14 protein-coding genes and 2 pseudogenes are annotated in these 25781 nt (G+C 35.0%); 12 read left to right on the top strand and 4 right to left on the bottom strand.

Going from position 1 to position 25781, the window contains the following annotated elements:
• Nucleotides 1–32: 32 nt before the first annotated feature.
• From ausA to CD155_RS06740, 5 genes are all read left to right on the top strand, one after another.
• Nucleotides 33–7193 carry an aureusimine non-ribosomal peptide synthetase AusA gene (gene ausA / locus CD155_RS06720; protein WP_103212869.1) on the top strand — a complete coding sequence of 2387 codons (7161 nt, stop codon included), beginning with the start codon at nt 33–35 and terminating at the stop codon, nt 7191–7193.
• Nucleotides 7190–7819, top strand: coding sequence for an aureusimine biosynthesis 4'-phosphopantetheinyl transferase AusB (ausB, locus tag CD155_RS06725; protein ID WP_103212870.1), 630 nt, complete (start codon nt 7190–7192; stop codon nt 7817–7819). The genes ausA and ausB overlap by 4 nt, the downstream gene beginning before the upstream one ends.
• A gap of 475 nt (nt 7820–8294) precedes the next feature.
• Nucleotides 8295–10478 carry a YSIRK-targeted triacylglycerol lipase gene (gene lip / locus CD155_RS06730; protein WP_103212871.1) on the top strand — a complete coding sequence of 728 codons (2184 nt, stop codon included), beginning with the start codon at nt 8295–8297 and terminating at the stop codon, nt 10476–10478.
• Nucleotides 10479–10676: 198 nt separating this feature from the next.
• Nucleotides 10677–12017, top strand: coding sequence for a glucose transporter GlcP (gene glcP / locus CD155_RS06735; RefSeq protein ID WP_070833120.1), 1341 nt, complete (start codon nt 10677–10679; stop codon nt 12015–12017).
• Nucleotides 12018–12186: 169 nt separating this feature from the next.
• Nucleotides 12187–13893 (top strand): ABC-ATPase domain-containing protein, encoded by a 1707-nt coding sequence (locus CD155_RS06740; protein WP_103212873.1) that lies wholly within the window; start codon nt 12187–12189, stop codon nt 13891–13893.
• A gap of 84 nt (nt 13894–13977) precedes the next feature.
• On the opposite strand, the gene CD155_RS06745 is transcribed toward CD155_RS06740, so the two are convergent.
• Together CD155_RS06745 and CD155_RS06750 are read right to left on the bottom strand one after the other, a co-directional pair.
• Nucleotides 13978–14385, bottom strand: a complete 408-nt coding sequence (locus CD155_RS06745) for a hypothetical protein (protein WP_049402049.1) — start codon at nt 14383–14385, stop codon at nt 13978–13980.
• A 146-nt stretch (nt 14386–14531) separates the two neighbouring features.
• Nucleotides 14532–16190, bottom strand: coding sequence for an FAD-binding dehydrogenase (locus CD155_RS06750; protein WP_103212874.1), 1659 nt, complete (start codon nt 16188–16190; stop codon nt 14532–14534).
• Between the two features lie 227 nt (nt 16191–16417).
• Here CD155_RS06750 and CD155_RS06755 point away from each other — a divergent pair, with 227 nt between their 5' ends.
• The 3 genes and pseudogenes from CD155_RS06755 to CD155_RS06765 all read left to right on the top strand — a co-directional run bounded on the left by CD155_RS06755 (nt 16418) and on the right by CD155_RS06765 (nt 18904).
• Entirely contained in the window at nt 16418–16840 is a 423-nt protein-coding gene (locus tag CD155_RS06755) for a MarR family winged helix-turn-helix transcriptional regulator (protein ID WP_002444802.1), read from the top strand.
• A 69-nt stretch (nt 16841–16909) separates the two neighbouring features.
• Nucleotides 16910–18293: pseudogene (locus CD155_RS06760) on the top strand (NAD-dependent succinate-semialdehyde dehydrogenase).
• 122 nt (nt 18294–18415) lie between these two features.
• Entirely contained in the window at nt 18416–18904 is a 489-nt protein-coding gene (locus tag CD155_RS06765) for a MepB family protein (protein WP_103212875.1), read from the top strand.
• 8 nt (nt 18905–18912) lie between these two features.
• Here the strand turns inward: CD155_RS06765 and CD155_RS06770 are convergent, their stop codons facing one another.
• A complete protein-coding gene (locus CD155_RS06770; RefSeq protein ID WP_103212876.1) occupies nt 18913–20061 on the bottom strand; it encodes an MFS transporter in 1149 nt (382 codons plus the stop codon).
• A 127-nt stretch (nt 20062–20188) separates the two neighbouring features.
• On the opposite strand from CD155_RS06770, the gene CD155_RS06775 reads away from it, so the two are divergent.
• The 4 genes and pseudogenes from CD155_RS06775 (at nt 20189) to rarD (ending at nt 23194) form a co-directional block, all read left to right on the top strand.
• Nucleotides 20189–21040, top strand: a complete 852-nt coding sequence (locus tag CD155_RS06775) for a LysR family transcriptional regulator (RefSeq protein ID WP_103212877.1) — start codon at nt 20189–20191, stop codon at nt 21038–21040.
• Nucleotides 21041–21138: 98 nt separating this feature from the next.
• Nucleotides 21139–21648, top strand: a complete 510-nt coding sequence (locus CD155_RS06780; RefSeq protein ID WP_103212878.1) for a YfiT family bacillithiol transferase — start codon at nt 21139–21141, stop codon at nt 21646–21648.
• A 257-nt stretch (nt 21649–21905) separates the two neighbouring features.
• Nucleotides 21906–22115 carry a zinc ribbon domain-containing protein gene (locus CD155_RS06785; protein WP_002444793.1) on the top strand — a complete coding sequence of 70 codons (210 nt, stop codon included), beginning with the start codon at nt 21906–21908 and terminating at the stop codon, nt 22113–22115.
• Nucleotides 22116–22295: 180 nt separating this feature from the next.
• Nucleotides 22296–23194 (top strand): annotated as a pseudogene (gene rarD, locus CD155_RS06790) (EamA family transporter RarD).
• A gap of 102 nt (nt 23195–23296) precedes the next feature.
• Here the strand turns inward: rarD and CD155_RS06795 are convergent.
• A complete protein-coding gene (locus CD155_RS06795; RefSeq protein ID WP_103212879.1) occupies nt 23297–25774 on the bottom strand; it encodes an MMPL family transporter in 2478 nt (825 codons plus the stop codon).
• Nucleotides 25775–25781: the final 7 nt, after the last annotated feature.

The raw sequence follows: 25781 nt of genomic DNA on the forward strand, positions 1-25781 counted from the left end.
TTATAAAGTATGAGTATAAAGGAAGGACTTGAATGACAATAGACACACTGCATTTTCAACAATATTTTTATAATAAATATTTACAAACATCTACAACTACTAAAAGGGTGACATATTGGGTTCAATTAGATAATGACATTGAACGTCACAGATTAATGTATGCGTTACTAGACGTTGTACAACATCAACCAATGTTAAGATCTACATTTCAAATGAATAATGAACAACTAAGAATCGATGTACGAGAATTTTTCCCGTTTATTCAAATTAAGGATATCAATCAAAAGGCGAAAAATCTCGATATCGAGGCATACTTCAGACAAGAACTAAATTCCTACTATTTCAATCAATTACCTCTATTTAATTTTACTATTTATCAATTTTTGGATGACACTTTCTTACTTTTAGATTTTCACTCTATGATTTTTAATGACAGTCAATTGGGCGATTTCTTCAGACAACTTAATATTGCTTATAATTATGGTTTATTCCACGAACATATGGTTTCTGATTTCTATAATATGATTAAAGACATGAACGAAGATATTGCACATGTTAAGGACAATACTCAATTAGAGCATTTTAAAATATTGAGTGCTGATAGTGAGTACGAGTCATATATGCCAATTAAAAACAATACAGAGCACAAAGAAGTTGAACATCTTCACGCTCAAGTTGAGTCGTTTGATATGAATCGACTCGTTATAAGTACATATTTGGCAAATTACTTTATGAGTCAGTCCAATCATGTGGCATTGGGAATTCAATTTCCACTCAATTATGACAAGACAGACGATATGATGCTTATCAACACTCATGTAGCACCATTAAGTTTAAATATCGAAGGGTCTCATTCAGTTGAAACAATCATGAATGAATGGGAATCGGTCATTTCAGAAATGATGCAAAATGGAACATCTTTCATGGCTGATCCGAAGTCGAGTGACATTGAATTTGAAACTTTAGTGCATGCTTCAACAATTATCAAGCGTTTTGAATTGAATCATACTACGCATAAAGTACATCGTTTATATAGTGATACGTCATTGTTAGCCGATTTAGAAATTTATCCATGTGCACAGGATGGGTTTGATTTAGTATATAATGCGAATGCTTATGACAATTTAACTATTAAGACATTGATGCGTTTAATAAAAGATATTTATATGCAATTAACACAAAATCCATCAATGTTAATAAAAGATATACAACTTTGTAATGAAGAGGATCAACATCTTTATCAAGAAATCAACCGTCATTCATCAAGCGCTAATAATTACCAAACAGTGATTGAGCGTTTCGAATATCAAGTAGCACACCATCCAGACAAAATAGCGTTAAAATTTGAACAACATGCTATGACATATGCTGAATTAAATCATCGCGTGAATCATTTAGCATATCACTTACGAAAAGAATATGAGATTCAAGCTAATGATATTGTTGGACTCTTAGCAGAGCGTAGTTTGGATATGATTGTAGGAATGTTAGGTATTCTGAAATCTGGTGCAGGTTATTTACCTATTGATCCAGATTATCCTGATGATAGAACGGCTTATATTATTGAAGATGCACAGCCTAAAGCTGTCGTTACGTACCAAACAACACTCTATTCAGATGTACCTCAAATTCAACTTGAGAAGATCGATTGGTATGCTGATAACCATTTGGAAAATCCGAGCCAAATCAATACTGCTGAAGATACGGCATACATTATTTATACATCTGGTACAACAGGCAAACCTAAGGGTACCGTAGTACCGCACAAAGGTATTGATCGTTTAGTACATCAACCAAATTATGTTGAATTAAACCATGAAACAGTCATTTTACTCTCAGGAACTGTGGCTTTTGATGCAGCAACGTTTGAAATTTATGGTGCATTGTTAAATGGTGGTCGTTTAATCATTACTTCCAAGGATACATTGCTAAACCCAACTCAATTAGGTCAAACCATTGCTGTCAATCAAATCAATACGATGTGGCTGACGTCATCTCTTTTCAATCAAATTGCAAGTGAACGCATTGAAGTATTAGAGCCGTTGACATATCTATTGATTGGAGGCGAAGTGCTCAATGCCAAATGGGTGAATTTATTAAATTCTCGTCAGCGTCATCCAGAAATCATTAATGGTTATGGACCTACTGAGAATACAACATTTACTACAACGTATGCGATACCTGAAGAAATGCCAGCTCGTATTCCAATTGGTCAACCAATTAATGGCACGACAGTTTATGTCATGCAAGGGGACCATTTATGTGGCGTAGGTATTCCGGGTGAATTATGTATAGGTGGCGTTGGTTTAGCGAAAGGCTATTTAAATCAACCTGAGCTCACGGTTGAGAGATTTGTTACTTCACCTTTTGAAAATGAAAGACTCTACCGCAGCGGTGACTTAGTACGTCTTCAAGAAGATGGGCATATCGATTACATCAGTCGTATCGATAAGCAAGTTAAAATTCGTGGATTTAGAATTGAGCTTTCAGAAATTGAGAAAGCGATAGAAGCAATCAGAGATATTAATAAAGCTGTCGTGATTGTACGTGAACACGAACAAGATAAACAGATTGTGGCATATTATGAAGCTTCACAACCACAATCGACAAGTCACTTAAAAGAAGTGTTGAGCGAAACATTGCCTGATTATATGATTCCGATTCATTTTAAGAAAATAGATCAAATACCAATTACAATAAATGGAAAATTAGATAAACGTGCCTTACCGGATATTGAGATGGTAGATCTATCAAATTATGTCGCACCACGTAATGATGGAGAACGTGTGATTTGTCGTATCTTTGAAGAGATACTACATGTGGACCAAGTAGGGATCAAAGATAATTTCTTTGAACTTGGAGGACATTCATTACGCGCAACGTTAGTAGTAAACCGTATTGAAGCTCAACTTAAAAAGCGTCTTAAAGTCGGAGATATCATGAAGTTACCGACTGTAGAACAGCTCAGCCAGCATATTATGGAAATGAAGAATGAGGACTTTGAGATTATACCGAAAGCACAGTCCGCATATCAATATGAATTAAGTGCTGTTCAAAAGAGTATGTATCTATTGTGGAGCGTCAATCCAGAAGATACAGTCTATAATATTCCATTCTTATGGCGATTGACATCAGAGTTGAATGTGGCGCAATTGAAACGTGCACTCAATCAACTCATCGCACGACATGAAATTTTAAGAACGCAATATGTGATTGATGAAAATGAAGTAAAACAACGTATTGCAAACGATGTCGAGGCTGACTTTAAAGAAGTAACAACAAGATATACAGATGAACAACAAATTATACGAGCATATACAGAGCCATTTAACCTTGAACAACCGAGTCAAATGCGTGTGAGATATATACATGCACCTCACGAAGACTATTTATTTATCGATACGCATCACAGTATTAACGACGGCATGAGTAATACCATTCTATTGGCTGATTTAAATGCATTGTATCAAGAAAAAGAATTGCCTGAATTGGCACTGCAATATAAAGATTACAGCGAATGGATGGCAAATCGAGACTTAAGTAAACAACGTCGTTACTGGTTACAACAGTTTGAAGATGATGTTCCTGTATTAAATATGCCGACAGATTACCCTAGACCAAGTATTAAAACGACAAATGGAAATATGATGACATTCCATTTTGATGAAGCACTTAAGACACAATTACAGTCTTACGTTGAGCAACATCAAATGACAGATTTTATGTTTTTTGCTAGTGCAATTATGGTGTTACTTCACAAGTATTCACGCCAAGATGACATTGTTATCGGTAGTGTGATTAGTGCGCGTACACATCGCGACACTGAAAATATGCTCGGTATGTTTGCGAATACACTGGTTTATCGTGGCCATCCGACAGATGATAAGACGTGGGAACAATTGATGTCTGAAATTAAAGAGACTAGCCTTGGCGCTTATGAACATCAAGAATATCCATTTGAAAGTCTCGTTAACGATCTTATAGATGAACGAGATGCTTCTCGTAATCCATTGTTTGACGTCATGCTTGTTCTGCAAAACAATGAAACGAATCATGCAAACTTTGGTCATAGTCAACTGACGCACATACCTCCTCAATCAACAACAGCGAAGTTTGACCTATCATTCATTATTGAGGAAGATCAAGATGATTATGTAGTTAATATTGAATATAATACTGATTTATATGCTGACGACACGATTCGTCATATGGCTGAACAACTTGAAAACATTATCAGCCATGTTATATCTACTCAAGAATTGAAGATTCAAGATATTGAAGAGAATCAACATATGTTGGAATGGGTTGAGACACATGTGAATCGTCATTCATTAGATTTCCCGGAAAATAAATCTCTCCAACAACAATTTAACGACATCGTGAATCGTAAAGGTGATGACGTGGCGCTTAAACTTAGTGGTCACTCTATGACTTATCGTGAATTGGACACATACGCAAACCATATAGCAAACGAACTAATCCAACACGGAGTCAAAGCTAGTGAACGCGTTGCATTATTAACAGAGCGAAGTTTTGAAATGATTGCATGTATGGTGGCTTCTTGGAAAGTAGGGGCTTCATATGTACCCATTGACGTGACAAATCCTGAAAAACGTATTGAACATATCCTTGAAGATGCGGAAGTGTCAGCAATACTGACGTATGGTGTCACTTATGATTCAAATGTATTAACGATTCCAATTGAATCCATTGATACAGAGACTCCTATTGAAAAATCATTTTCAGAATATGCGGGCAGTCTAGAAGATGAAATGTATAGTATTTATACGTCTGGAACTACAGGTATGCCTAAAGGTGTATCAGTGAGACAACGCAACATCTTAAATTTAGTGAATGCATGGACCGATAGACTAGCATTATCAGAAGAAGAGACATTCATGCAATATCATAACTATGTCTTTGATGCGTCAGCTATGGAAATTTATTGTACGCTGTTAAATGGTTATAAACTTGTGATTGCAAATGATAATGAACGGACAGACACGGAACAATTAGAACAACTCATTGCGAGAGAGCACATCACTGCTGCATCCATACCTCTACAAGTTTGTAATGTCATGAAAGACTTTTATATTTCTAAACTATTTACAGGAGGCGCAACAAGTACGCCAGCATTCGTCCGACACATTTCTCAACATTGTGATACGTACTTCAATGCATATGGGCCATCTGAATCAACAGTCATTGCTACGAATTGGTCTTACTCTAAAGGAGAGCCTATTCCATCAATGATACCTATTGGTCAACCTTTAGCTAACATACAAGTGTATATTCTTTCTGGAACTAAACTATGTGGTGTGGGTATATCAGGTGAGCTGTGTATTGCAGGTAAAAGTTTAACAGTTGGATACTTAAATAGACTTGAACTGACAGCAGAATCATTTATAGACAATCCATTTGGAGAAGGTAAATTATATCGAAGTGGTGACCTAGCAAGATATACACATGAGGGTCAAATAGAATTTATGGGACGCATTGATAAACAGGTCAAAGTAAATGGGTATCGAATAGAACTCGGAGAAATTGAGAATGTCATTAATTCTGTTGAAGATATCTCTGATAGTGTGGTAATTGTTGATAAACAAAATGACCACGAAATACTCCATGCCTACTTTGTAGGAAGTGATCAAAAGGAATCAGAGGTGGCGAGACAGTTAAATCATTATTTACCGAAATATATGATTCCTAAAACATTAACAGCAATTGATGAGATTCCTTTAACACGTAATGACAAAGTTGATGAATCGAAGTTACCTCGACCTCGTATTCAACGAAATACCTTTGTCCAACCACGAAATAACATGGAACAAACCTTTGTATCAATATTTGCTGAAGTTTTAGAAGTCCCTATGATTGGTATTGATGATGACTTTTTCGAAATTGGCGGAACGTCCCTTGATGCTATGGTTGCAGTGTCGAAACTTAAATCACAAGATATTCACATTACAATGCAAGATGTGTACCAATACAAAACGGTGCGCCATTTAGCAGAACAATTTGAGAGGGATAATGAGTTGGTAGCGGTCAATGTGCCGGATCACTTACCTCAGCTACAAGCTTTAGTTGAACGCCGATATCGAAAAGATATCACTGCGCCTACTCAAAATGCATTGGGTCACGTATTACTCACTGGTGCGACAGGGTTCCTAGGTGCATATCTCATTAATGAGTTGCAAGGTTATGCAGATAAAGTGACATGTATTGTGAGAGGTCATGACATGGCTGAGGCACGATACAAATTACAAGAGAATTTGACTTGTTATTTTGATGCCTCACATGTAACTGACTTAATGAAAAATGTAGACATCGTATTGGGCGATTTAACAAACTTAGGTTCTTTAGGCATTAATGAAACAATTGATACCGTTATGCATGCAGGCGCACGTACAGATCATTTTGGTGATGATGAGGCGTTTATTGATGTAAATGTTCAAGGTACTGAGGATTTATTAAACATCGCTCAACAGCATCATGCGAAGTTTATATATATTTCTACAATTAGCGTCGGAGCAGTCTTTGAAGCCCACGTTGAGGATAGAACTTTTTCAGAAAAAGATGTTTATAAACAACAATTATTTACGTCACCTTACACCAAAAGTAAATTCTATAGTGAAATCAAAGTGCTAGAAGCGGTCAATGATGGATTAGACGCACAAATTATGAGATTAGGTAATTTAACAAGTGCATATTCTGGCCCATTAAATATGAAAAATCTTACAACAAATCGATTCTCAATCATGATGCATGAGTTATTAAAAACATCATCTATAGGAGAATATTTCGGTAAGACATGTCTAGATTTCTCATTTATTGATGTAACCGCACGTCATATCGTGAAACTTGCTGCATCACAAGCACAGCCAATTATTTATCATATTTATTCACCTCATACAAAAACGATGCAAAGTGTATTAGAGGGAGCCAATCATACACAGATGAATATCATTAGTGATGAAGCGTTTGAACAAATGTTAATTAATGAAGGTATGCATGAGGTGATTGGCCTAAGTAGTGGTAATGCATCACAAGTGCCGGCAGAGATTAATTCTGATATGACGCAACATGTGATTGCGCAATTAGGTGATGGATGGCCTGTAGTAACTTCTGAATGGTTACGCGCTTGGAGAGATTTACTCTTTGACAAATTCAAGAAAACAGAGAATAACGAATGACAGTATTTCTAACAAAAATAAACGCTGACATCGACATGATTGCGCAAAGATTATTAACATCAAGGCGGCAAGCGAAGAAACCTAGACGTATACAGTACCGTTTTCAAAAAGACCGTGTCATGCATACGTTAGGTGACTTCCTTATTCAATATTGTATTGAGCAATGGGGCGAGTTGAGTCCAAATCAATGGGAGTATCAGATTGCGAAAAATGGGAAAGTGGACATTCAAAGTGCACATTCTATCGGCTTATATGTGAATCTTTCATACAGTTTTCCATATATTGCTTGTGCAATCGATGATCAACCAGTGGGACTTGATATTGAATTGATGAAAGAGATTGATTACATGAGTTTGGCGCATCAATTTTCGGAAAATGAATTTAAACAAGTGCAAATATTAAAAGACTTCTATGAAATTTGGACGAAAAAAGAGAGCTACACGAAAATGATAGGTGAAGGATTAATACGCGGCATAGATGTTTATGATGTGACGCAACCTTTATTCTATAAAAATAAAGAAGTATCATTTCAACCATTCGTTGAATATAACATGATGATTCAATTATGTACGGTAAGAACCAAGCAACACGAATTAGTTGAAATACCCATACAAAATCTATACTGATTTAACAGGGAACTGAGATATTTTAATGAAGTCTCAGTTCTCTTTTTACGTCTTTAGAAAGATGTAAAGGTAAATTCATATGGGCTTAATATTGATTTTTTAAAATGTAATTGCCTTTAGACTGTAGTCAAACCCTTTCACTCATCGTCGTCTTATGCATGCCTAGCTCATTTACTATAAGTAAAATCTAAAGCTTCACTACTTCTATAGAAGTTAGTGAAACTTACGTATGAATTAAAAATTCAGACGTTCCTTTAAGTAAGTGCGACTCCTCGATTGATAAGTGTTTTCTATCAGTCTATATAATTGAAAGTTATTTCGATAGGTGTTTGTATTTTATTTTCAACAGAGAGGAGCATGAAGATGATAAAAGCATGGTTGAGTAAAATCTTTGAGTTAATCCCACGTGCTATTGTAAATATTTTCATTTAAGACCGAATTTAAAATTAAAAAATGATGTAGAGGTGCTAAAAACATGAAAAACAGAAAGAACTCGTACAGTATTCGTAAATTAAGTATTGGTGCGTCTTCAATCATCGTCGCATCAATGTTATTTATTGGGGGCCAAACTGCACATGCCGCAGAACAAGACGCTCAAGAGAATTCTGAAAACCACATAGCACAATCTATTGGGGCTGAAAATGATAAAAATAGTGAGAAGCAATCGAATGTTGAAAATGATAATAAAAGTTCACTAGAAACTAAAAATAATGCGCCATCATCTATACATAATGAAGATGCTCAACAACAAGCGCAAACAAACAAGGAAAATAATGACAAAGTAACTGAAACTAAAGAAAATGCAACTCAAGACAAACAGAATCAAGACAATCTCAAAACAAATAAATCAGAAACTCAGCAACCGCAAATCCAACAATCACAAAGTTCGCAAACTAAAAATGACCATGTGTCGTCACAAGCTCAAGAGAATCAACAACATCCAAATGAACAATCACAGCAAACTGAACAAGCAAGCGCAGAAAAAGTTTCTGAACGTAAAGCAGAACCGCAAAGTGAAGATACTCAGAAACCATCAACTTCGAACACAAATGTGACAAAGTCATCTGAAAAAGGGGACAATGATGCAACAAAACCTTTAGAAAAACAAGATAATGATAGTGTGACTCAAGCACAACATCAAAAGAAATCGCATCCAGTCTCGACTCAAAATAATGACTCGAATCACACACAGTCACCAAAACAACAAGGGACTGCAAAAGATACTCAAAATGCGAAAAAAGAAGCCCCAGTGGAAGCATTAAACAAGCATCCACAAACGAAAGCACCACAAAAGCAAACAACTCAAAAGCAGGCAAATCAAAAAGATCTTAAAGTAAAAGACTTAGATAGCGACGGTGCGACAAATACACATGCCCCTGGTAAAAAAGATGATCAATCTAAAAAAGGCTTAAATACTTTAACACGAAATGCTGTTGCTACACCTAAAAATAAATCCGCTCAACAAACTGATAAACAGGTTAAAAAACAAGCAAATAAAACATTCCCTCAAATTCAATATAAAAATCATGATCCTATCATTTTAGTGCATGGTTTCAACGGTTATACTGCAGATAACGGACCTGCCCTTGCTGGAAATTATTGGGGTGGCGACCGAATTAAACTGACACAAGAATTAAGAGCTAAAGGTTATAACGTCAGTGAAGCAAGTGTAAGTGCATTTGGTAGTAATTATGATCGAGCAGTCGAATTATATTACTATATTAAAGGTGGAAAAGTTGATTACGGCGCTGCCCATGCAGCTAAATATGGACATGATAGATATGGTAAAACATACGCCGGTGCTTACCGTGAATGGCAACCAGGTCAAAAAATTCATTTAATTGGTCATAGTATGGGTGGACAAACTGTACGTTTATTAGAAGAAATGCTACGAAATGGCAATCCAGAAGAGGTTGATTATCAAAAGAAACACGGCGGAAGCATATCACCTTTATTTAAAGGCGGACAGGATAATATAATTTCTTCAATCACCACTCTAGCTGCGCCACATAATGGTACGCATGCTGCTGATGTAGGGAATGAACCATTTATCCGTCAACTTGCTTATGACTATGCAAGATTTCAAGGGCACAAGCTTTCAAGAGTTGATTTAGGTTTAAAACAATGGGGTCTTGCTCAAAGAGACGGTGAAACGCACGCGCAATATGTGAAACGCGTTAACAACACAAGTAAGATTTGGAAAACGAAAGATAATGCATTTTACGATTTAAGTCGAGAAGGTACGAGTAAGTTAAATCAACATACATCACTTAATCCAAATATTGTGTATAAAACATACACAGGAGAATCAACGCGTCCGACATTAGATGGTAGACAAAAGGTAGATATTAATATCAAATTCTCTTATCTTGTAACAGCAAATGTGATTGGTAAAGCGCCAGAAAAAGAATGGAGAGTCAACGATGGATTGGTGTCTGTCATTTCAGCACAACATCCATTTAACCAAGCCTTTGTACCTGCAACAAAAGAGATTAAAAAGGGTGTATGGCAAGTTATGCCGGTTAAACACGGTTGGGACCACGGTGATTTTGTAGGTTCAGATAGTTCAGAAGTGCGTATTTCAGTAGACGATTTAAGAGACTTCTGGGATAGCATGATGAAAGAAATAGTTCAAAACGAGAAAGTAACAGATAAATAAAATGTAGACACGTCGAGAATTGAATCATATTTCAATACTCGGCGTGTTATTTTTGTTACTTACATACAAATGGAAAATGATTAACCAAAAAATAAGTGCAAAAAGTAACATGTAATTCGATTTTAATAAAATAGAAATTGAAACGCTTTCATTTTAGGCGTATAATTGTTTTAGTTTTTAAAAAAGGGAATGATTTACATGAAGGTAAATAAATATTTGATTTTTATATTGGGAGCATTAGGAGGTTTACTCTACGGTTATGACAATGGTGTAATCTCCGGTGCATTATTATTTATACATAAAGACATACCACTTAACAGTACAACAGAAGGTATTGTTGTATCTTCTATGTTAATTGGTGCAATTATTGGGGCAGGAAGCAGTGGTCCGTTAGCTGATAAACTCGGACGTCGCCGTCTTGTCATGTTAATCGCTGTCGTATTCATTATTGGCGCATTAACACTTGCCTTCTCGACTAACCTTGCATTATTGATTATTGGTCGATTAATTATTGGCCTAGCTGTCGGTGGTTCAATGTCTACCGTGCCTGTATATCTATCTGAAATGGCACCTACGGAATACCGTGGTTCTCTTGGTTCATTAAACCAATTAATGATCACAATTGGTATCTTAGCGGCATATCTTGTTAACTATGGTTTTGCGAGTATCGAAGGTTGGCGTTGGATGTTAGGTCTTGCAGTAGTACCATCAGTTATTCTATTGATTGGTATATACTTCATGCCTGAAAGTCCAAGATGGCTCCTTGAAAATAGAAGCGAAGAAGCGGCGCGTAAAGTAATGAAAATTACATACGACGATAGTGAAATCGAAAAAGAAATTAAAGAAATGAGAGAAATCTCAGCAATTGCTGAATCTACATGGACAGTCATTAAGTCACCATGGTTAGGTCGAACATTAATCGTTGGTTGTATCTTTGCGATATTCCAACAATTTATTGGTATCAATGCAGTGATATTCTATTCATCAACTATTTTCGCTAAAGCAGGTTTAGGCGAAGCAGCCTCTATCTTAGGTTCAGTAGGTATTGGTGTGGTCAATGTACTTGTTACCATAATTGCACTATTTGTAGTGGATAGAGTCGATCGTAAGAAGTTATTAGTTATGGGTAATATTGGGATGATTGCTTCTTTAATCATCATGGCTGTATTAATTTGGACAATCGGTATTGCATCTTCAGCTTGGATTATTATCTTATGCTTATCATTATTTATTGTCTTCTTTGGTATTTCATGGGGACCTGTATTATGGGTTATGTTACCAGAGCTATTCCCAATGCGTGCACGTGGTGCGGCAACAGGTATCTCTGCGTTAGTACTTAATATTGGTACATTGATTGTGTCATTATTATTCCCAATTTTAAGTGATGCATTAAGTACAGAATGGGTATTCTTAATCTTTGCTGTGATCGGTGTACTTGCCATGTTATTTGTTATTAAATTCTTACCTGAAACACGTGGACGTAGTCTTGAAGAAATTGAATATGACTTACGTGAACGTACAGGTGCAAAAACTGAATAATATATAAATTTCGCACTCCGGTTTTCAATATAATGTTGAGAACTTGGAGTGTTTTTTATTTTTAAGTGTGCGCGCATAGTTACATTTAAGTGAATCGCATACGTTTAATGGGTTTCATTTTCAGGGTAAAAAATGTAAGTTACGAAAATTAAGAACGGAGGTGTAAGACATGAAAAGTGCTCAAGCACTTGAACACACGTTAAAATCATTAGATGGTCAAAAGTACGGTGCATACAAACGTACGAAAGGAATGTACGAATTTGACCAATTTAGACTCGCAATCGACCATGTACAAGTCGATCCGTTTGCGCCGCCTTCTAAAATGAGAGTCATTATGGATAGAAATACGACGGGGATACCAGATGATTTATTGAATGATAAATATAAGCGTCTTGCAGTCAGTGACTTCTTAACAAGATCAATGCATCAACATATTCAATCAGCAACGCAAAAGTCTAAAAAGTCAGGGAAACTATTTATCGATCGTTGTGGACAAGAGATGTTAGAACGTACATCTGTAGTCATCAATGATAAAGATATTGAAACTCGAATTGAAGTAGGACTACCTGCAGCTGGTCGGAAAATTCTTGGTAAAGCTGCAGCACACACACTTATCGATATACTACCTGAAATTGTGAACCAAGCACTACGTTATGAGCATCTTGATCAAACAAAACTTCACAATCAAGTTGAATTGATGGTAGACCAAATGTATATACGAAATGAATTAGTTCGAAGAGGCCTAGTGTCATTTGTTGCGAATGATGCCATTTTACCTCGACAAAGTGGTGTATCTGACCGTCCTATGAAACATGCCATTAAGTTCCAAAGCCCTGAAAAGTTTGAAATCCAATTAGACTTACCAAGTGGAAAATCCATCAAAGGTATGGGAATTCCGAAAGGTATTACTTTAATTGTAGGTGGCGGTTACCATGGTAAATCAACATTGCTTGAGGCATTAGAGCGCGGTGTTTATAATCATATTGCTGGAGATGGAAGAGAGTATGTGATTACACAACAAGACGCAATGAAGATTCGAGCCGAAGACGGTAGAAGTATTGAGAAGGTTAATATTCAACCGTTTATCGATCATCTGCCTGGTAAGAAAGACACGACAGAATTTTCAACGGAAAATGCGAGTGGTAGTACGTCTCAAGCAGCGAATGTAATGGAAGCTTTAGAAGCACAAACATCGCTCTTACTGATTGATGAAGATACGTCTGCGACAAACTTTATGATTCGTGATGGACGCATGCAAAGATTGATTGCGCCTGAGAAAGAACCGATTACTCCATTTTCAAATAGAGTGAAACCATTATATGAGCATCATGACGTATCTACAATCCTTATTGTTGGGGGTTCTGGAGACTACTTTGATGTGGCAGACCAAGTGCTAATGATGGATGAATATCATTTAAAAGATGTCACAACTGAAGCGAAGGACATTGCACAATCTGCAGGTTATGAGAGAATCGATCAATCACATGCAGACTTTGGTAGCATTCCGTCTAGAGTCCCTCTTAAATCTAGCTTCAATAAGAAAGGGAAAGATGACCGATTCAAAGCTAAAGGACTTCATACAGTGACATATGGTAAGGTACCTATTCAGATTTCTGGTTTAGAGCAACTTGTGGATGATAGCCAGACGAACAGTTTAGCGATGATGTTAGATTATCTTAAAAATGAAATACTCAACAATGACGTTACGCTTGCTCAAGCAACAGATTGCTTATATCAACGTATTGAACAAGAAGGACTAGAAGTGATTTCGCATCATCAAGGTCATCCAGGTAATTTAGCTTTACCGCGCAAACAAGAATTAATTGGTACAATAAATAGATATCGAGGACTACACATTCGTAGTGAACGTTCTTAAAACATTACGATAAAAGTTAAATAGTTATAAAAATAAGCGTATTGTGAGCTCACTCATCCATAAGTGAGGGTAACAATACGCTTTCTATGGTTCTTTTAAGAAGAATTCTACGGTAAGTTCTTCATCGAAATATTTCTCTTCATGGTCAAGTATCTCTTCATGATTTCCTTTAATAATAGTGAAACCGCTCCGTTTTTGTAATCCATATTCTTGAATAAAGCCATGCATACCTTTTTTAACATAAGGCACAATTTTAGCTTTAAACTTAACACGCTGATTTATGATACGCCTTCTTTTATTGTAGTATCTTTGAGGGACTTTGAGCCAAATATGGTCAATGGGTTGTCCTTCAATCATTAAATCTCTAAGTAACATTCTTGTATTATTGTGAAAAGGGTATCTGCCGTAGCGACCTCCATGATGCATAAGTACGACTTGACCAGAAACAGTCACGAGGCGATTACGAAATGGCTTTAAAGAATCTCTTGGCATCATTTACACTCCATTCTTCAATTATTATAAAAATAATATCATAAAATAAATATAAAGTAGTGTATAAAAATAGAGAACCCTTTTCAACCTTCAAAAAAATGGCTACCCATATCAAAAATATGAGTAACCACTCTATAAGAAATGACTTATTGATTATATTTATCTATACCTTCTGCAACTCGAATACCACTAAAGATACAGCCACCTAAAAACGTACCTTCAAGTGCGCGATATCCATGAAGACCGCCACCACCAAAGCCTGAAGCTTCTCCAGCAGCATATAAACCTTGAATAGGTTCACTCTGTTGATTCATGGCACGACCATCTAAATCAGTTTGAATACCACCAAGTGTTTTACGACTGATGATATTGAGTTTCACAGCAATCAATTTACCACTCTTATTACTTAGGAATGGTTGAGGTTTAGCCGTTCTTACAATCTTATCTCCTAAAAATTGTCTTGCATTATGAATAAATGCAATCTGAGGATCTTTGCTAAATGCATTTGTAATTTGTAAGTCACGAGATTTAATTTCTGCTTTAATCTCTTCGTAATTTAGTAAATGATCGTTAACAAGTGCATTCATTTTCTTAACTAAAGTGCCTAAATCATCAGCGACGACAAAGTCTTCACCCCTTTCTACAAATGCGTTGACTGGTGAGGTAGCTTGTTTACTTAAACGTTCTTTAATTAATAATTGAATGTCTTTATTCGTTAAATCTGGGTTTTGTTCAGAACCTGATAATACAAACTCTTTCTTAATGATGTCTTCTGTTAAGATAAACCAAGAATAATCATATCCTGTTTTCATAATTGTTTCTAACGTGTGTAATGTGTCGAATCCAGGATAATCAGGTGCCTTCATACGATGACCTTCAGCATCAAACCACATTGAAGAAGGGCCTGGAATAATACGTATACCATGTTCCTTCCATATAGGGCTATAGTTCTTAACGCCTTCCGTATAATGCCACATGCGGTCTTTATTTACAATATTGACGCCGGCATTTTCAGAAATACCGATTAAACGGCCATCAGTTGAATCCGGCACACCTTGAATCATATGTTGAGGCGCGTTGCCAAGACGTTTCGGCCAATACTTCTTAATCAGTTCTATATTAGCTCCGATACCACCTGATGTGATAACAAGATTCTCTACATCATATGAGAATGTATCAATGACTTTACGAGAAGAGGGCGCGCCACGTTCTACATCGCTTTCTTCTAGAATGTTTCCTGAGATATGTCGCACTTGATTATCTTCAATGTCGATTGCTGTAACTTGATGTCTTGGCAAATAAGTTACGCGACCAGCTTGCTCTTGTTGTAAAACATAATTCGTAAATGGTTCGACAAGCCCAGGACCAGTTCCCCACGTAATATGGAAACGGGGTACTGAATTACCGTGACCTGATGCAGAGGATCCACCGCGTTCAGCCCATCCTAGAATTGGTGTTAGTTTGATACCCATACGATGTAGATAATCTTCCTTTTCATAAGTGGCAAATTTGACGTAGGCCTTTGCCCATTGTTCTGCCCAATAATCCTCTCCATCGAGGCGGTCAAATTGTGCAGATCCCATCCAGTCATTAAGTGCTAAATCATATGAATCTTTAACACCATATCGACGTTGTACCTTCGAATTAACTAAGAATAGACCTCCAAACGACCAGTAAGCCTGTCCTCCAATCGCTTGTCTAGGTTCTTGATCGATTACAGTAACGTGGAACCCTTTCTTAAGCAGTTCCGTAGCCGCTACAAGACCACTTAAACCTGCACCGATAATATGCACTGTTTTATTCATGAATATACTCCCTTTTTATTTTGCTAAATTTTTATATGTAAAATGCTAACAAACCGCTATATATTTTATCATTAACTTCAATTCAGCGCATGAGTCATTTTATGATATTAAATAAACATAATCTCATAATTCATTTTCAAAAACAGAAATAAATGCTGTATATTTCTACAAAACGAGCATCAATGTATAATAATAAGTGAGAATAAGTCAGCTGAGGAGGTGCAAGAATGACACAACAGAATGGTATAGATGAATGGATTGAGGTTACAGAATATTTCAGATATATAGAAGATATGATTGAACGTAATTTTAAACAGAACTATGGCATAAGTTTAAGAGAATTCTATGTGCTTTATGAGTTATATAAGGCGAAAGATAAGAAATATAAAATTAATGACTTAATTAAAGAAGTGAAATTGAGTCAGAGTGCTATGTCTCGTCTTATAGACCGACTGAGATCTCCAAAGAAAGCATTCATTTGTAAGGATATGAGTAAAGAAGATCAACGTGCGACATATATTTATTTAACGGAAAAGGGTAACAATATCATACAAACGTTAATGAGTGATTATAGAAAGTTAATTGGTAAAGTAAATATTGAAGACATCGAAATGCTTGTACGAAAGGTGAAGGATGCCAATCCATCTTAAAAGTTAGCGAATGAAGATAGAGTGGTATACAATCGGAAGTGTAAAATATTACCAAAGGGGTGGATTTAAATGACAAAATTAGATGTTTTGAATCCAGCAACAAATGAAGTGATTAAGATTTTAGAATATACTGACGAACAAACCGCACATCGTCAAATTGAACGTGCACATGAAGCATTTCAATCATGGAAACAAGTGGATGCACATGAACGTTCAGCAAAGTTATTTGAATGGGCACGTTTAGTTGATGAACATAAAAATGAATTAGCAAAATTGATTACACAAGAAGGTGGCAAACCTTATAAAGAAGCACAAGGCGAGGTCGATTATGCTAATTCTTATATTAAATGGTATGCAGAAGAAGCAAAACGTATCTATGGTCGTACAATTCCTGCCAATTCATCATCTAAAAAGATTATTGTACAGCAATTCCCAGTAGGTGTCGTAGGTGCAATTACACCTTGGAATTTCCCAGCAGCAATGATTACACGTAAAATGGCGCCTGCTTTAGCCGCAGGTTGCACGATTGTTTGTAAACCAGCAACGCAAACACCTCTAACGACAATTCGATTAGTTGAATTAGCACATGAAGCGGGTATTCCAGAAGATGCGATTCAATATGTGATTTTATCCGGTAAAGATGCTGGAGAAATCTTTAATGAGAGTCCAATCATTCAAAAAGTTACATTTACTGGTTCAACTCAAGTTGGTAAAAAATTAATTGAGCAGGCATCTCAATCTGTTAAAAATGTGACGATGGAATTAGGTGGCTTAGCACCTCTAATCGTACATGAAGATGCGAATGTGGATTTAGCAGTTGATCAAACGATTGCTACTAAATTCCGTAACGCAGGCCAAACTTGTATTTGCGCAAATAGAATTTATGTTCACGAATCAATTGAACAAGAGTATATTGAAAAGTTAACAGAAAAAGTTCATGCATTGAAAGTAGGTAACGGCATGGATGAGGATGTCGTTGTGGGTCCACTTATTAATCAAGAAGGTGTTAATAAAGTAATTGACCAGATTAAAGACGGCAGAAGATAAGGGTGGCCAATTATCGCGTTCATTATCAGACATTCAAGAATTAGGTGGTAATTTCTTAAAACCTGTAGTTATTTCAAATGCTAACCAAGAAATGAAAGCCATGCATGAAGAAACATTTGGCCCTATTGCACCAGTAATGACATATTCAGATTTAGAAGATGCGATTCAAATGGCGAATGACACTGAATTTGGACTCGCAGCCTATTTCTTCACTAACGATTATCATACAGGATTCCACTTATACGAATCTTTAGATTATGGCGTTATTGGTTGGAATGATGGAGGACCATCAGCTGCACACGCACCATTTGGTGGCATGAAACAAAGTGGTTACGGTCGAGAAGGTGGCATCGAAGGCATAGAACCATACCTTGAAACGAAATATTTATCAATTGGAGATATGTAGATTAAGAATAAAAAGAAAATTCCTATGGCTCAAATACATGATTGTAATGAAGTGTCATAGGAATTTTTATTGTATTGAGACGTGATGTTCTTATAAAAATAAATTTAAAGGTGCTAATAAAAATGAAATGGAAATCAGTTGAAATTTTGAATCACTTATCAAAGTGTATGGATTTAAACTATAACATCATCTCCGAAGAACAATGGAATACAGAGTATGAAGCAATGGATCTTAAGTTAAATCATACATGTTGTAAAAGTAGATTAGCTAAAAGTACGCCTAAAAAATCAGGATACTTTGTAACACTCTGGATTAAAGATAAAACTCACATCAATCAACCGTTTGATTATCAAAACTTTCCCGAGAAATTAATTGTCAATGTCATCGATAATGATAAACGTGGTCAATTTGTATTTTCTAAGGATCTCTTGTTGAAAAAAGGTATCTTAAGTCATGATGAAAAGAAAGGCAAAATGGCATTTAGAGTTTATCCAGTTTGGGAAACAAATTTGAATACTACTGCGCTTAAAACTCAAAAATGGCAATGTAATCATTTTATAGATTTAACGAAAAACATCAAAAAGGAACTTGTATTAAGTCTATATGAATAAAGATAACTTTATTGCGTTTTCTTTACGTTTAAAATTGTATTTATTAATTGTACCAATACCCCCATGCTACAAAACAAAATAGACAGAATTATAAGTGCGTTGATATTCCGAGTTATCAATAATAGAGAACCATATAAGGCTGAGCCAATACTACTTCCTAAATAGTTAATCGAACTATTTAAGGCAACAGCAGTACTTCCATAATCTTGATGTTGCTTAATTAATATATGTTGTTGAGGTGCTTGTGTTGCCCACCCCATAGCTCCCCATATTAAAAAAGGAACGCTACTCAACAGAGGTATTTGAATAATAAACGGTAAAAGTATAAAACTGATAAGAAGGAAAACCATTATACTTAACATAATTAAATTAGTAGATTTAAATTTATCTAAAATAAAGCCAATACCAAAACTCCCAATTAAGCCTCCAATACCCCATATTGTTAAATAAATAGGTATTGAGTAGACACTAGGATATTGATCAACTAAGTTACTTAAATAGGTATAAAGCCCTAAGCTAGATATTGCTGCACAAACCGTAACTGTTATCACTCTAATAATATTGGGATTTATAAATAAATTAAAACGCGCTTTAATGCTTGGAGGAGAAGGTACAAATATTTGTTTGAAATGAATAGATATGAGCAACAGAGCCACACTACTTAATAAAGCTATACATACCAGAGTGAATCTCCATGAACTTATATTAGATATTTGAATACCTAGTGGTACGCCTACTACAGTTCCTACGCTCATGCCTCCAACAATAGTTGCTAAAGCCTTTCCTTTATGACTATTCTCTACCAATTGACTACTTGTGCTTACAGCCATGGGTGAAAATATACCAGCGCCTAAGCCAGCAATAGCTCTAGCAATCAAATAAAAAGGTAAGCTAAATGATAATGCTGTTAAGATGTTCGCTATAATAAAAATGAATAATGCTACCATAAGCGTATACTTCACATTAATTTTTGATAAAAATATTGAAAACAACGGAGCAGAAATTGCAAAAACTAGTGTAAAGACTGTTACGCCTTGTCCGATAGCTGTACTTGTATGATTTAAGCTTTTACTTATTTCTGGGATTAATCCAGCTACGATGTATGTATCCATTCCTAGAGCAAACATACCTAAAGCTAAAATAAGAATTCTTTTCATAATAACCTCCATTTAACTGGTTCAAATAGTTTTTAATGTTGTAAATTAAGGTTAATATTTAAATAGATTACTTTGAATAATGAATACGTTTCAAGACGTGTGAACTAAAAGTTTCAAGGAGAACGAAATGGAAACGGATTATATTAAAGATGTACTAGAAGTTGCTAAATATAAAAGCTTTAATAAAGCTTCTGAAGTAATGAATATAAGTACCCCAGCGATTAGAAAAAGAATTACAGCAATTGAAAATGAATTAAATCAAAAAATTTTTGTTAGAAATAGCAAGGGGGCTTTTTTAACAAAAGAAGGGCGATTAATTTTAGAAAAACTAAAATTAGTTTATGAAAAAATTGAAAGTATAAAGGTATCTGAATCTAATCTAAACGGCAATACTATTAGACTGGGGATATTACCTAGCTTTTATCCTATTAACATTAAGGAAATTCAAAATAGTGATTGTTATAACTTTCAGATTTTAATTAACGACAATACTATTAGTTTGATAGATGCGTTAAAAGATAAAAAAATAGATGTAGCTATTGGCGATATTACTAACTTGAGAATCGATGATTTTTATACTGAAGAATTATATGGTGAAGATTATTTTGTCATTTACTCTAAGGAGAGAGGAGAGTTGAATAATTCGGACATAAATATTTCAGCAGAACAGATTTATGTCCAAACACCTCCATGTGATACCCTACGATTTATAAAAAGTAATTTCAAAAATACAAGAGAACATTTGGTTTATAATAATTACTTTGAAACAATTTTAGCTAATGTTGCTACGAATAAAGGTATTACTCTTTTGCCATATTCTTATTTAGATAAGATAAATTTAAAGCTTAATTATACTAGACTTGAAAATCACGTGCGTAAAGTGGGACTAATTTCTTCAAGTAAATCACTGAATTCACGTGTATATGACATACTTAATAATCTAACTAAGACAACTCCCTCCTCTAAATATATGAATTGAAGTAGAATGACTACTCAAATTATAAATGTGTAAGTTTTTCATTCTCTGAAAATTAAATTATACTGAAGTTGTATTGATAAAATGTGGGGGTGGATAAAATGGATGTAAGATTTCCTATAGGAGAATTGGAATTACCTAACCAAGTGAGTTTAGTCGACGTGAAACGATGGATGAGTGAGGTAGAAAGATATATTGACCAACTCAAAAACGTCGTAAATGGAATTTCAGAGGAAGAGTTGAAGAAAAGATATCGTGAGGGTAGTTGGACGGTGAGACAACTTGTCCATCATATTGCAGATTCTCAGTTACAGTTATTCAGCCGTTTGAAATTAGCGTTAACTGAAGAAAATCCGTCAGCACCTGAGTTTGATCAAAATCAATGGGTAGATTTGGCGGATTCAGAATTACCAATTGAAGTATCTATTCAATTGCTTGAGGGGTTAAACAAACGTGTAGTAGCAATTGGAGAAAATGTCACAGAAGAACAACTTGATAGACAAGTTAATTTAGTAGGAACAGGTGAGCTCACAGTTGGATTCTTATTAGCTAAATTATCTTGGCATGAACGTCATCATCTTGAACATATTAAAATTGCGCTATCTCAATAAACAAGAGGGTAGGCAGTCTAAAATTGAAGAACTTGATTTAAGCATTGGTAAATTTTCATCTTTATCAATGCTTTTTCACTTTGAACGAAATACCCTCATTAGATGCAATTATTTTACGCTTTAATCATAGAAATGCCTATAATTTGTAAGAAAAAGTGACAACACTGTTATACCTAATTGTGTTTCATTCAGTATCCAATGTGTAATAGTTGAGTGTGTAATCAATGAAAAGAAGGTAATTGTAAGGAGGAAAATATATGTCTGAAGAAAAAGGTTGCGTAAAGTGCGGTCACACTGAAATCGAGGAAGGAACACTTTCGGCGACTGGATCAGGTTTATCGAAAATGTTCGACATTCAACATAATAATTTTAAAACAATTACATGTACAAATTGTGGTTATACTGAGTTTTATAAAGAAAGTGCAAATCGTACAAGTGACTTTATAGATTTATTCTTTGGAGGATAAAACTTCATGGTTTAGATAATCGTATTCATTTATGACGAATAAAAATTTAATCACTCAGTCTGTACTCACAAACAGATTTGTATCATTCATTGAGTAGAATTAGTAAACTAAATAAGCATACTATCAAATGAGCTGAAATAATGCTCATTTTTTATTTTACATAGAGTGAGGGGGCTTATCATGGCATCTGAGTATAAAAAGGGAATATTTTTTGCATTAGGCGCGTATGTATTATGGGGTATTCTTCCTATGTACTGGGAGCTCATCAATCATATTGGCGCTTTCGAAATACTTGCTTTTAGAATCATTTTCTCAATGATTTTTATGATTCTTGTACTTATCGTAGGACGCAATCAACGACAAGCGTTCATCAGAGATGTGAATCAGTTATTTTCACATCCTATACAACTCATCGCAATTATTGTGGCTGGATATGTGATTACGATTAATTGGGGAACCTTTATCTGGGCCGTAACGAATGGTCATGTACTTCAAGTCTAGGTTATTATATTAATCCTCTAGTCAGTATTGTGCTTGCACTTATTTTCTTAAAAGAGAGATTCAACAAATTTGAATGGCTAGCAATTATCTTTGCATTAATCGGTGTACTCTATATGACAATTAAAATTGGAGAATTTCCATTCGTATCTATCATGCTTGCACTATCGTTTGGCGTCTATGGTCTCCTTAAGAAGGTTGTTCACATTGATGCGATTAGTAGTATAGCTATCGAATGCATTGTAACTGCACCAGCGGGTATTATATATGTCATTTATTTATGGCAACAACATCATATGACATTTGGTTTCAACATGTCATCGTTTTGGCTTATCTTTTTAGGGGCAGTCACAGCGATTCCATTAATACTGTTCTCTGCAGGAGCGAAACGTATACCTTTATCACTGACAGGATTTATTCAATATGTAGGACCAACGATTATGTTTATACTTGGTATCTTTGTATTTAAAGAAAAATTCGATATCAATCAACTTATTACATTTATCTTTATCTGGATAGGAATTATTTTATACAGCATTTCTCAATATATGAATATTAAAAGAAATCCAATTGCAAAATAATGACTTCATTATATTTTCTCAGTAAAAGGCACATATATTTAAAAAACAGCACCCTCACATTCATTTGAAGTGTAGGGTGCTATTTCTATATCTAGCGATCATTTATTTTTCTTTGTTATTCATCTTAAATGGCCACCAATTTCCTTTACCAAATGTAGCCACCATAGACGGAATGAATAAAGGTAAGATGAGTAAGTTATAAATAAGCAATCCAATAATTAATACGGTAGCGATTTGCATTAATGTGAGCGCACCAGATGTATAAAGTGCTGCCACCGTTCCGATAATAATGACACATGCTGTAATAATAACTGTACCCATTTTCTTCATAGCAGTAATCAGTGCAGTATGAATATCATCGTTTTGAACCTCTTCGTTAAATCGATTGAGTAAGAAAATAGCATAATCGATACCCAGTGAGAAGAGAGTAACTAAACTAAAGAATGGTACGACAAGTAATACGCCATTACCACCGAATGCATGATCGAATATGAGATTAGCAATACTCATTGATACATAGTATGTGAGGAGTATTGAGAACATCATATATAGTGGCATAATAATTGAGCGTTTAAATATAACGAGTACGATAAATGTGATTAATGACATGAGTATAATCACTTTTTGCATATCTGAATTAATTGTGTGGTCTAAATCAGAGTTTTGTGACGTAATCCCACCATATTCAATTTTACTGTGATCAAAGCTTGTATCATTCGTTTGATTTGAAACTGTATCCTTAATGTCATTTAATGTTTTAAACGCAGACTTAGAATAAGGATTTTTATCAAGCTCTACGTTGAGCAGTACAACTTTTCCATTATCATCACTGTACTGATGAATGGCTTGTTTCATATCTTTGTTTTTCATCATGTCATCAGAGATATACATACCAGATTGATTCACGCTCTTATCGTTGGCCATACCGTCTAAGTAAGATTGAATCTCTTTTTGACCGTTCATTACTTTTTGGTTACCTTGTTGGGCTTGTTGTAAGCCTTGAGATAATTGACCAGCTTGTTGCGTGATACTTTGTGATGCAGCTTGTGGATTTTGAGAACCTTGTTGCATTTGTTGTTGAACCTTTTCAGAGTTAGTATAAGGCTCAACTTTACTTTGCATATCTCCTAAGCCACTATTCACTTGTCCTAAGCCATTATTAGCTTTATTTAATTTCTTCTGAATCGTATCAAGTTGATTTGTTGCTGAAAGTTGTTTGATTGGTGTACCTGTAGGACGAGTGACTGTGTTTACGCCTTTCACACCATCTATTTTATTAATACTTTTAGAAAGTGATTCGAGATCTCCTAATCCCTTGCTCGTTGTTAATTTGTGGTCGTCTTTAATGGCAATAGTGACAGGGAAGGCTTCACCAAGTTCAAATTTATCTTTAATGATGTTGATGGCTTTAACTGAGTGATAGCTATCACTAATTTCATTTGTGTTATCGTAAGTGATTTTATTAGGTGTAAAGTAAATTAATGGGATAAATACTGCGAGTATCACTAAGATAGTGAGGAATGCATTTTTAATTGAAAATGAACCCAACTTACCCCAGAACTTGTTATCTTTGTGGCTTGTAGATTTCTTACTAGGCCAAAAGATTTTTTCACCTAACAATGACATAATCAATGGTAATAATGTGTAAATAACGAGCATTAAACAAATAACACCAATACCAATGCCAATGGCAGATTTAAATAAGTCGAATTTAGCAAATAAAATGACTAAGAAACTTACGAAAATTGTAAGTCCACATAATAAGATGGTTTTACCACCACTTACAAACGTGTTATAAACAGCAGTTATTTTATCATTTTTACCTAGTTCTTCTTTGAAGCGGTTGAGTAATAAAATACAATAATCTGTGCCAATACCGAATAGTAAAGCTACGAGGAACGGCTGAATATATACGGACACTGGGAAATCAAAGTATTTTACTAATATCGCTACAATTGCAGAACTAAATACATATGAAATACCCACAATAAATAATGGGATGAATGGTGTGACTACTGAGCGGAACACCGCAAATAAAATAATTAAAATGAGAATGACCGTAACAATTTCAGTTTTTTGTAAGCCTGCATCAGCACTTTTATTAATATCTTTGGTCATTAAATCATTATTTGTTAAATACACACCTTTGAAATGTTGGTCGATTTTGTTGATATTGTTTGCGACTTTTTCAGAGTTACTAGATTTTAACTCTATCGGAAGCATGACCGTTTTCTTATCTTTAGAAACGACTTTATTGAATGTTTCTTTATTAGTATATGGTGAGATGACGTTATCAACGTTATCTACTTTTTTAATTTTTTTAATATAAGATTCTAATTGGTCGTTTCCATTACTGTTAATCGGTTTCTTCAAGTCGATGACAGCGACCATAGAATTAGAGTTTGCACCGACATCTTTTAACATTTGTTCATATTTTTGTGATGTAGTATCACTCGGAGGCTTAATTTCACCTTTCTCTTTTGCAAGTTGAGATAAATTAGGTGAGAAAATAAGGGATAGAGCGATAACAATAATCACTAATATGGATATCGGCCATTTAAATTTTAATAAAGCCTTCATCATTTTT

This window comes from Staphylococcus caprae, from assembly GCF_002902725.1.
GTDB lineage: Bacteria > Bacillota > Bacilli > Staphylococcales > Staphylococcaceae > Staphylococcus > Staphylococcus caprae.

Excerpts from the sequence above, each read along its gene's own strand:
- ausA (WP_103212869.1), top strand. The coding sequence starts at position 33 with ATGACAATAGACACACTGCATTTTCAACAATATTTTTATAATAAATAT.
- ausB (WP_103212870.1), top strand. The coding sequence starts at position 7,190 with ATGACAGTATTTCTAACAAAAATAAACGCTGACATCGACATGATTGCG.
- lip (WP_103212871.1), top strand. The coding sequence starts at position 8,295 with ATGAAAAACAGAAAGAACTCGTACAGTATTCGTAAATTAAGTATTGGT.
- glcP (WP_070833120.1), top strand. The coding sequence starts at position 10,677 with ATGAAGGTAAATAAATATTTGATTTTTATATTGGGAGCATTAGGAGGT.
- CD155_RS06740 (WP_103212873.1), top strand. The coding sequence starts at position 12,187 with ATGAAAAGTGCTCAAGCACTTGAACACACGTTAAAATCATTAGATGGT.
- CD155_RS06745 (WP_049402049.1), bottom strand. The coding sequence starts at position 14,385 with ATGCCAAGAGATTCTTTAAAGCCATTTCGTAATCGCCTCGTGACTGTT.
- CD155_RS06750 (WP_103212874.1), bottom strand. The coding sequence starts at position 16,190 with ATGAATAAAACAGTGCATATTATCGGTGCAGGTTTAAGTGGTCTTGTA.
- CD155_RS06755 (WP_002444802.1), top strand. The coding sequence starts at position 16,418 with ATGACACAACAGAATGGTATAGATGAATGGATTGAGGTTACAGAATAT.
- CD155_RS06765 (WP_103212875.1), top strand. The coding sequence starts at position 18,416 with ATGAAATGGAAATCAGTTGAAATTTTGAATCACTTATCAAAGTGTATG.
- CD155_RS06770 (WP_103212876.1), bottom strand. The coding sequence starts at position 20,061 with ATGAAAAGAATTCTTATTTTAGCTTTAGGTATGTTTGCTCTAGGAATG.
- CD155_RS06775 (WP_103212877.1), top strand. The coding sequence starts at position 20,189 with ATGGAAACGGATTATATTAAAGATGTACTAGAAGTTGCTAAATATAAA.
- CD155_RS06780 (WP_103212878.1), top strand. The coding sequence starts at position 21,139 with ATGGATGTAAGATTTCCTATAGGAGAATTGGAATTACCTAACCAAGTG.
- CD155_RS06785 (WP_002444793.1), top strand. The coding sequence starts at position 21,906 with ATGTCTGAAGAAAAAGGTTGCGTAAAGTGCGGTCACACTGAAATCGAG.
- CD155_RS06795 (WP_103212879.1), bottom strand. The coding sequence starts at position 25,774 with ATGAAGGCTTTATTAAAATTTAAATGGCCGATATCCATATTAGTGATT.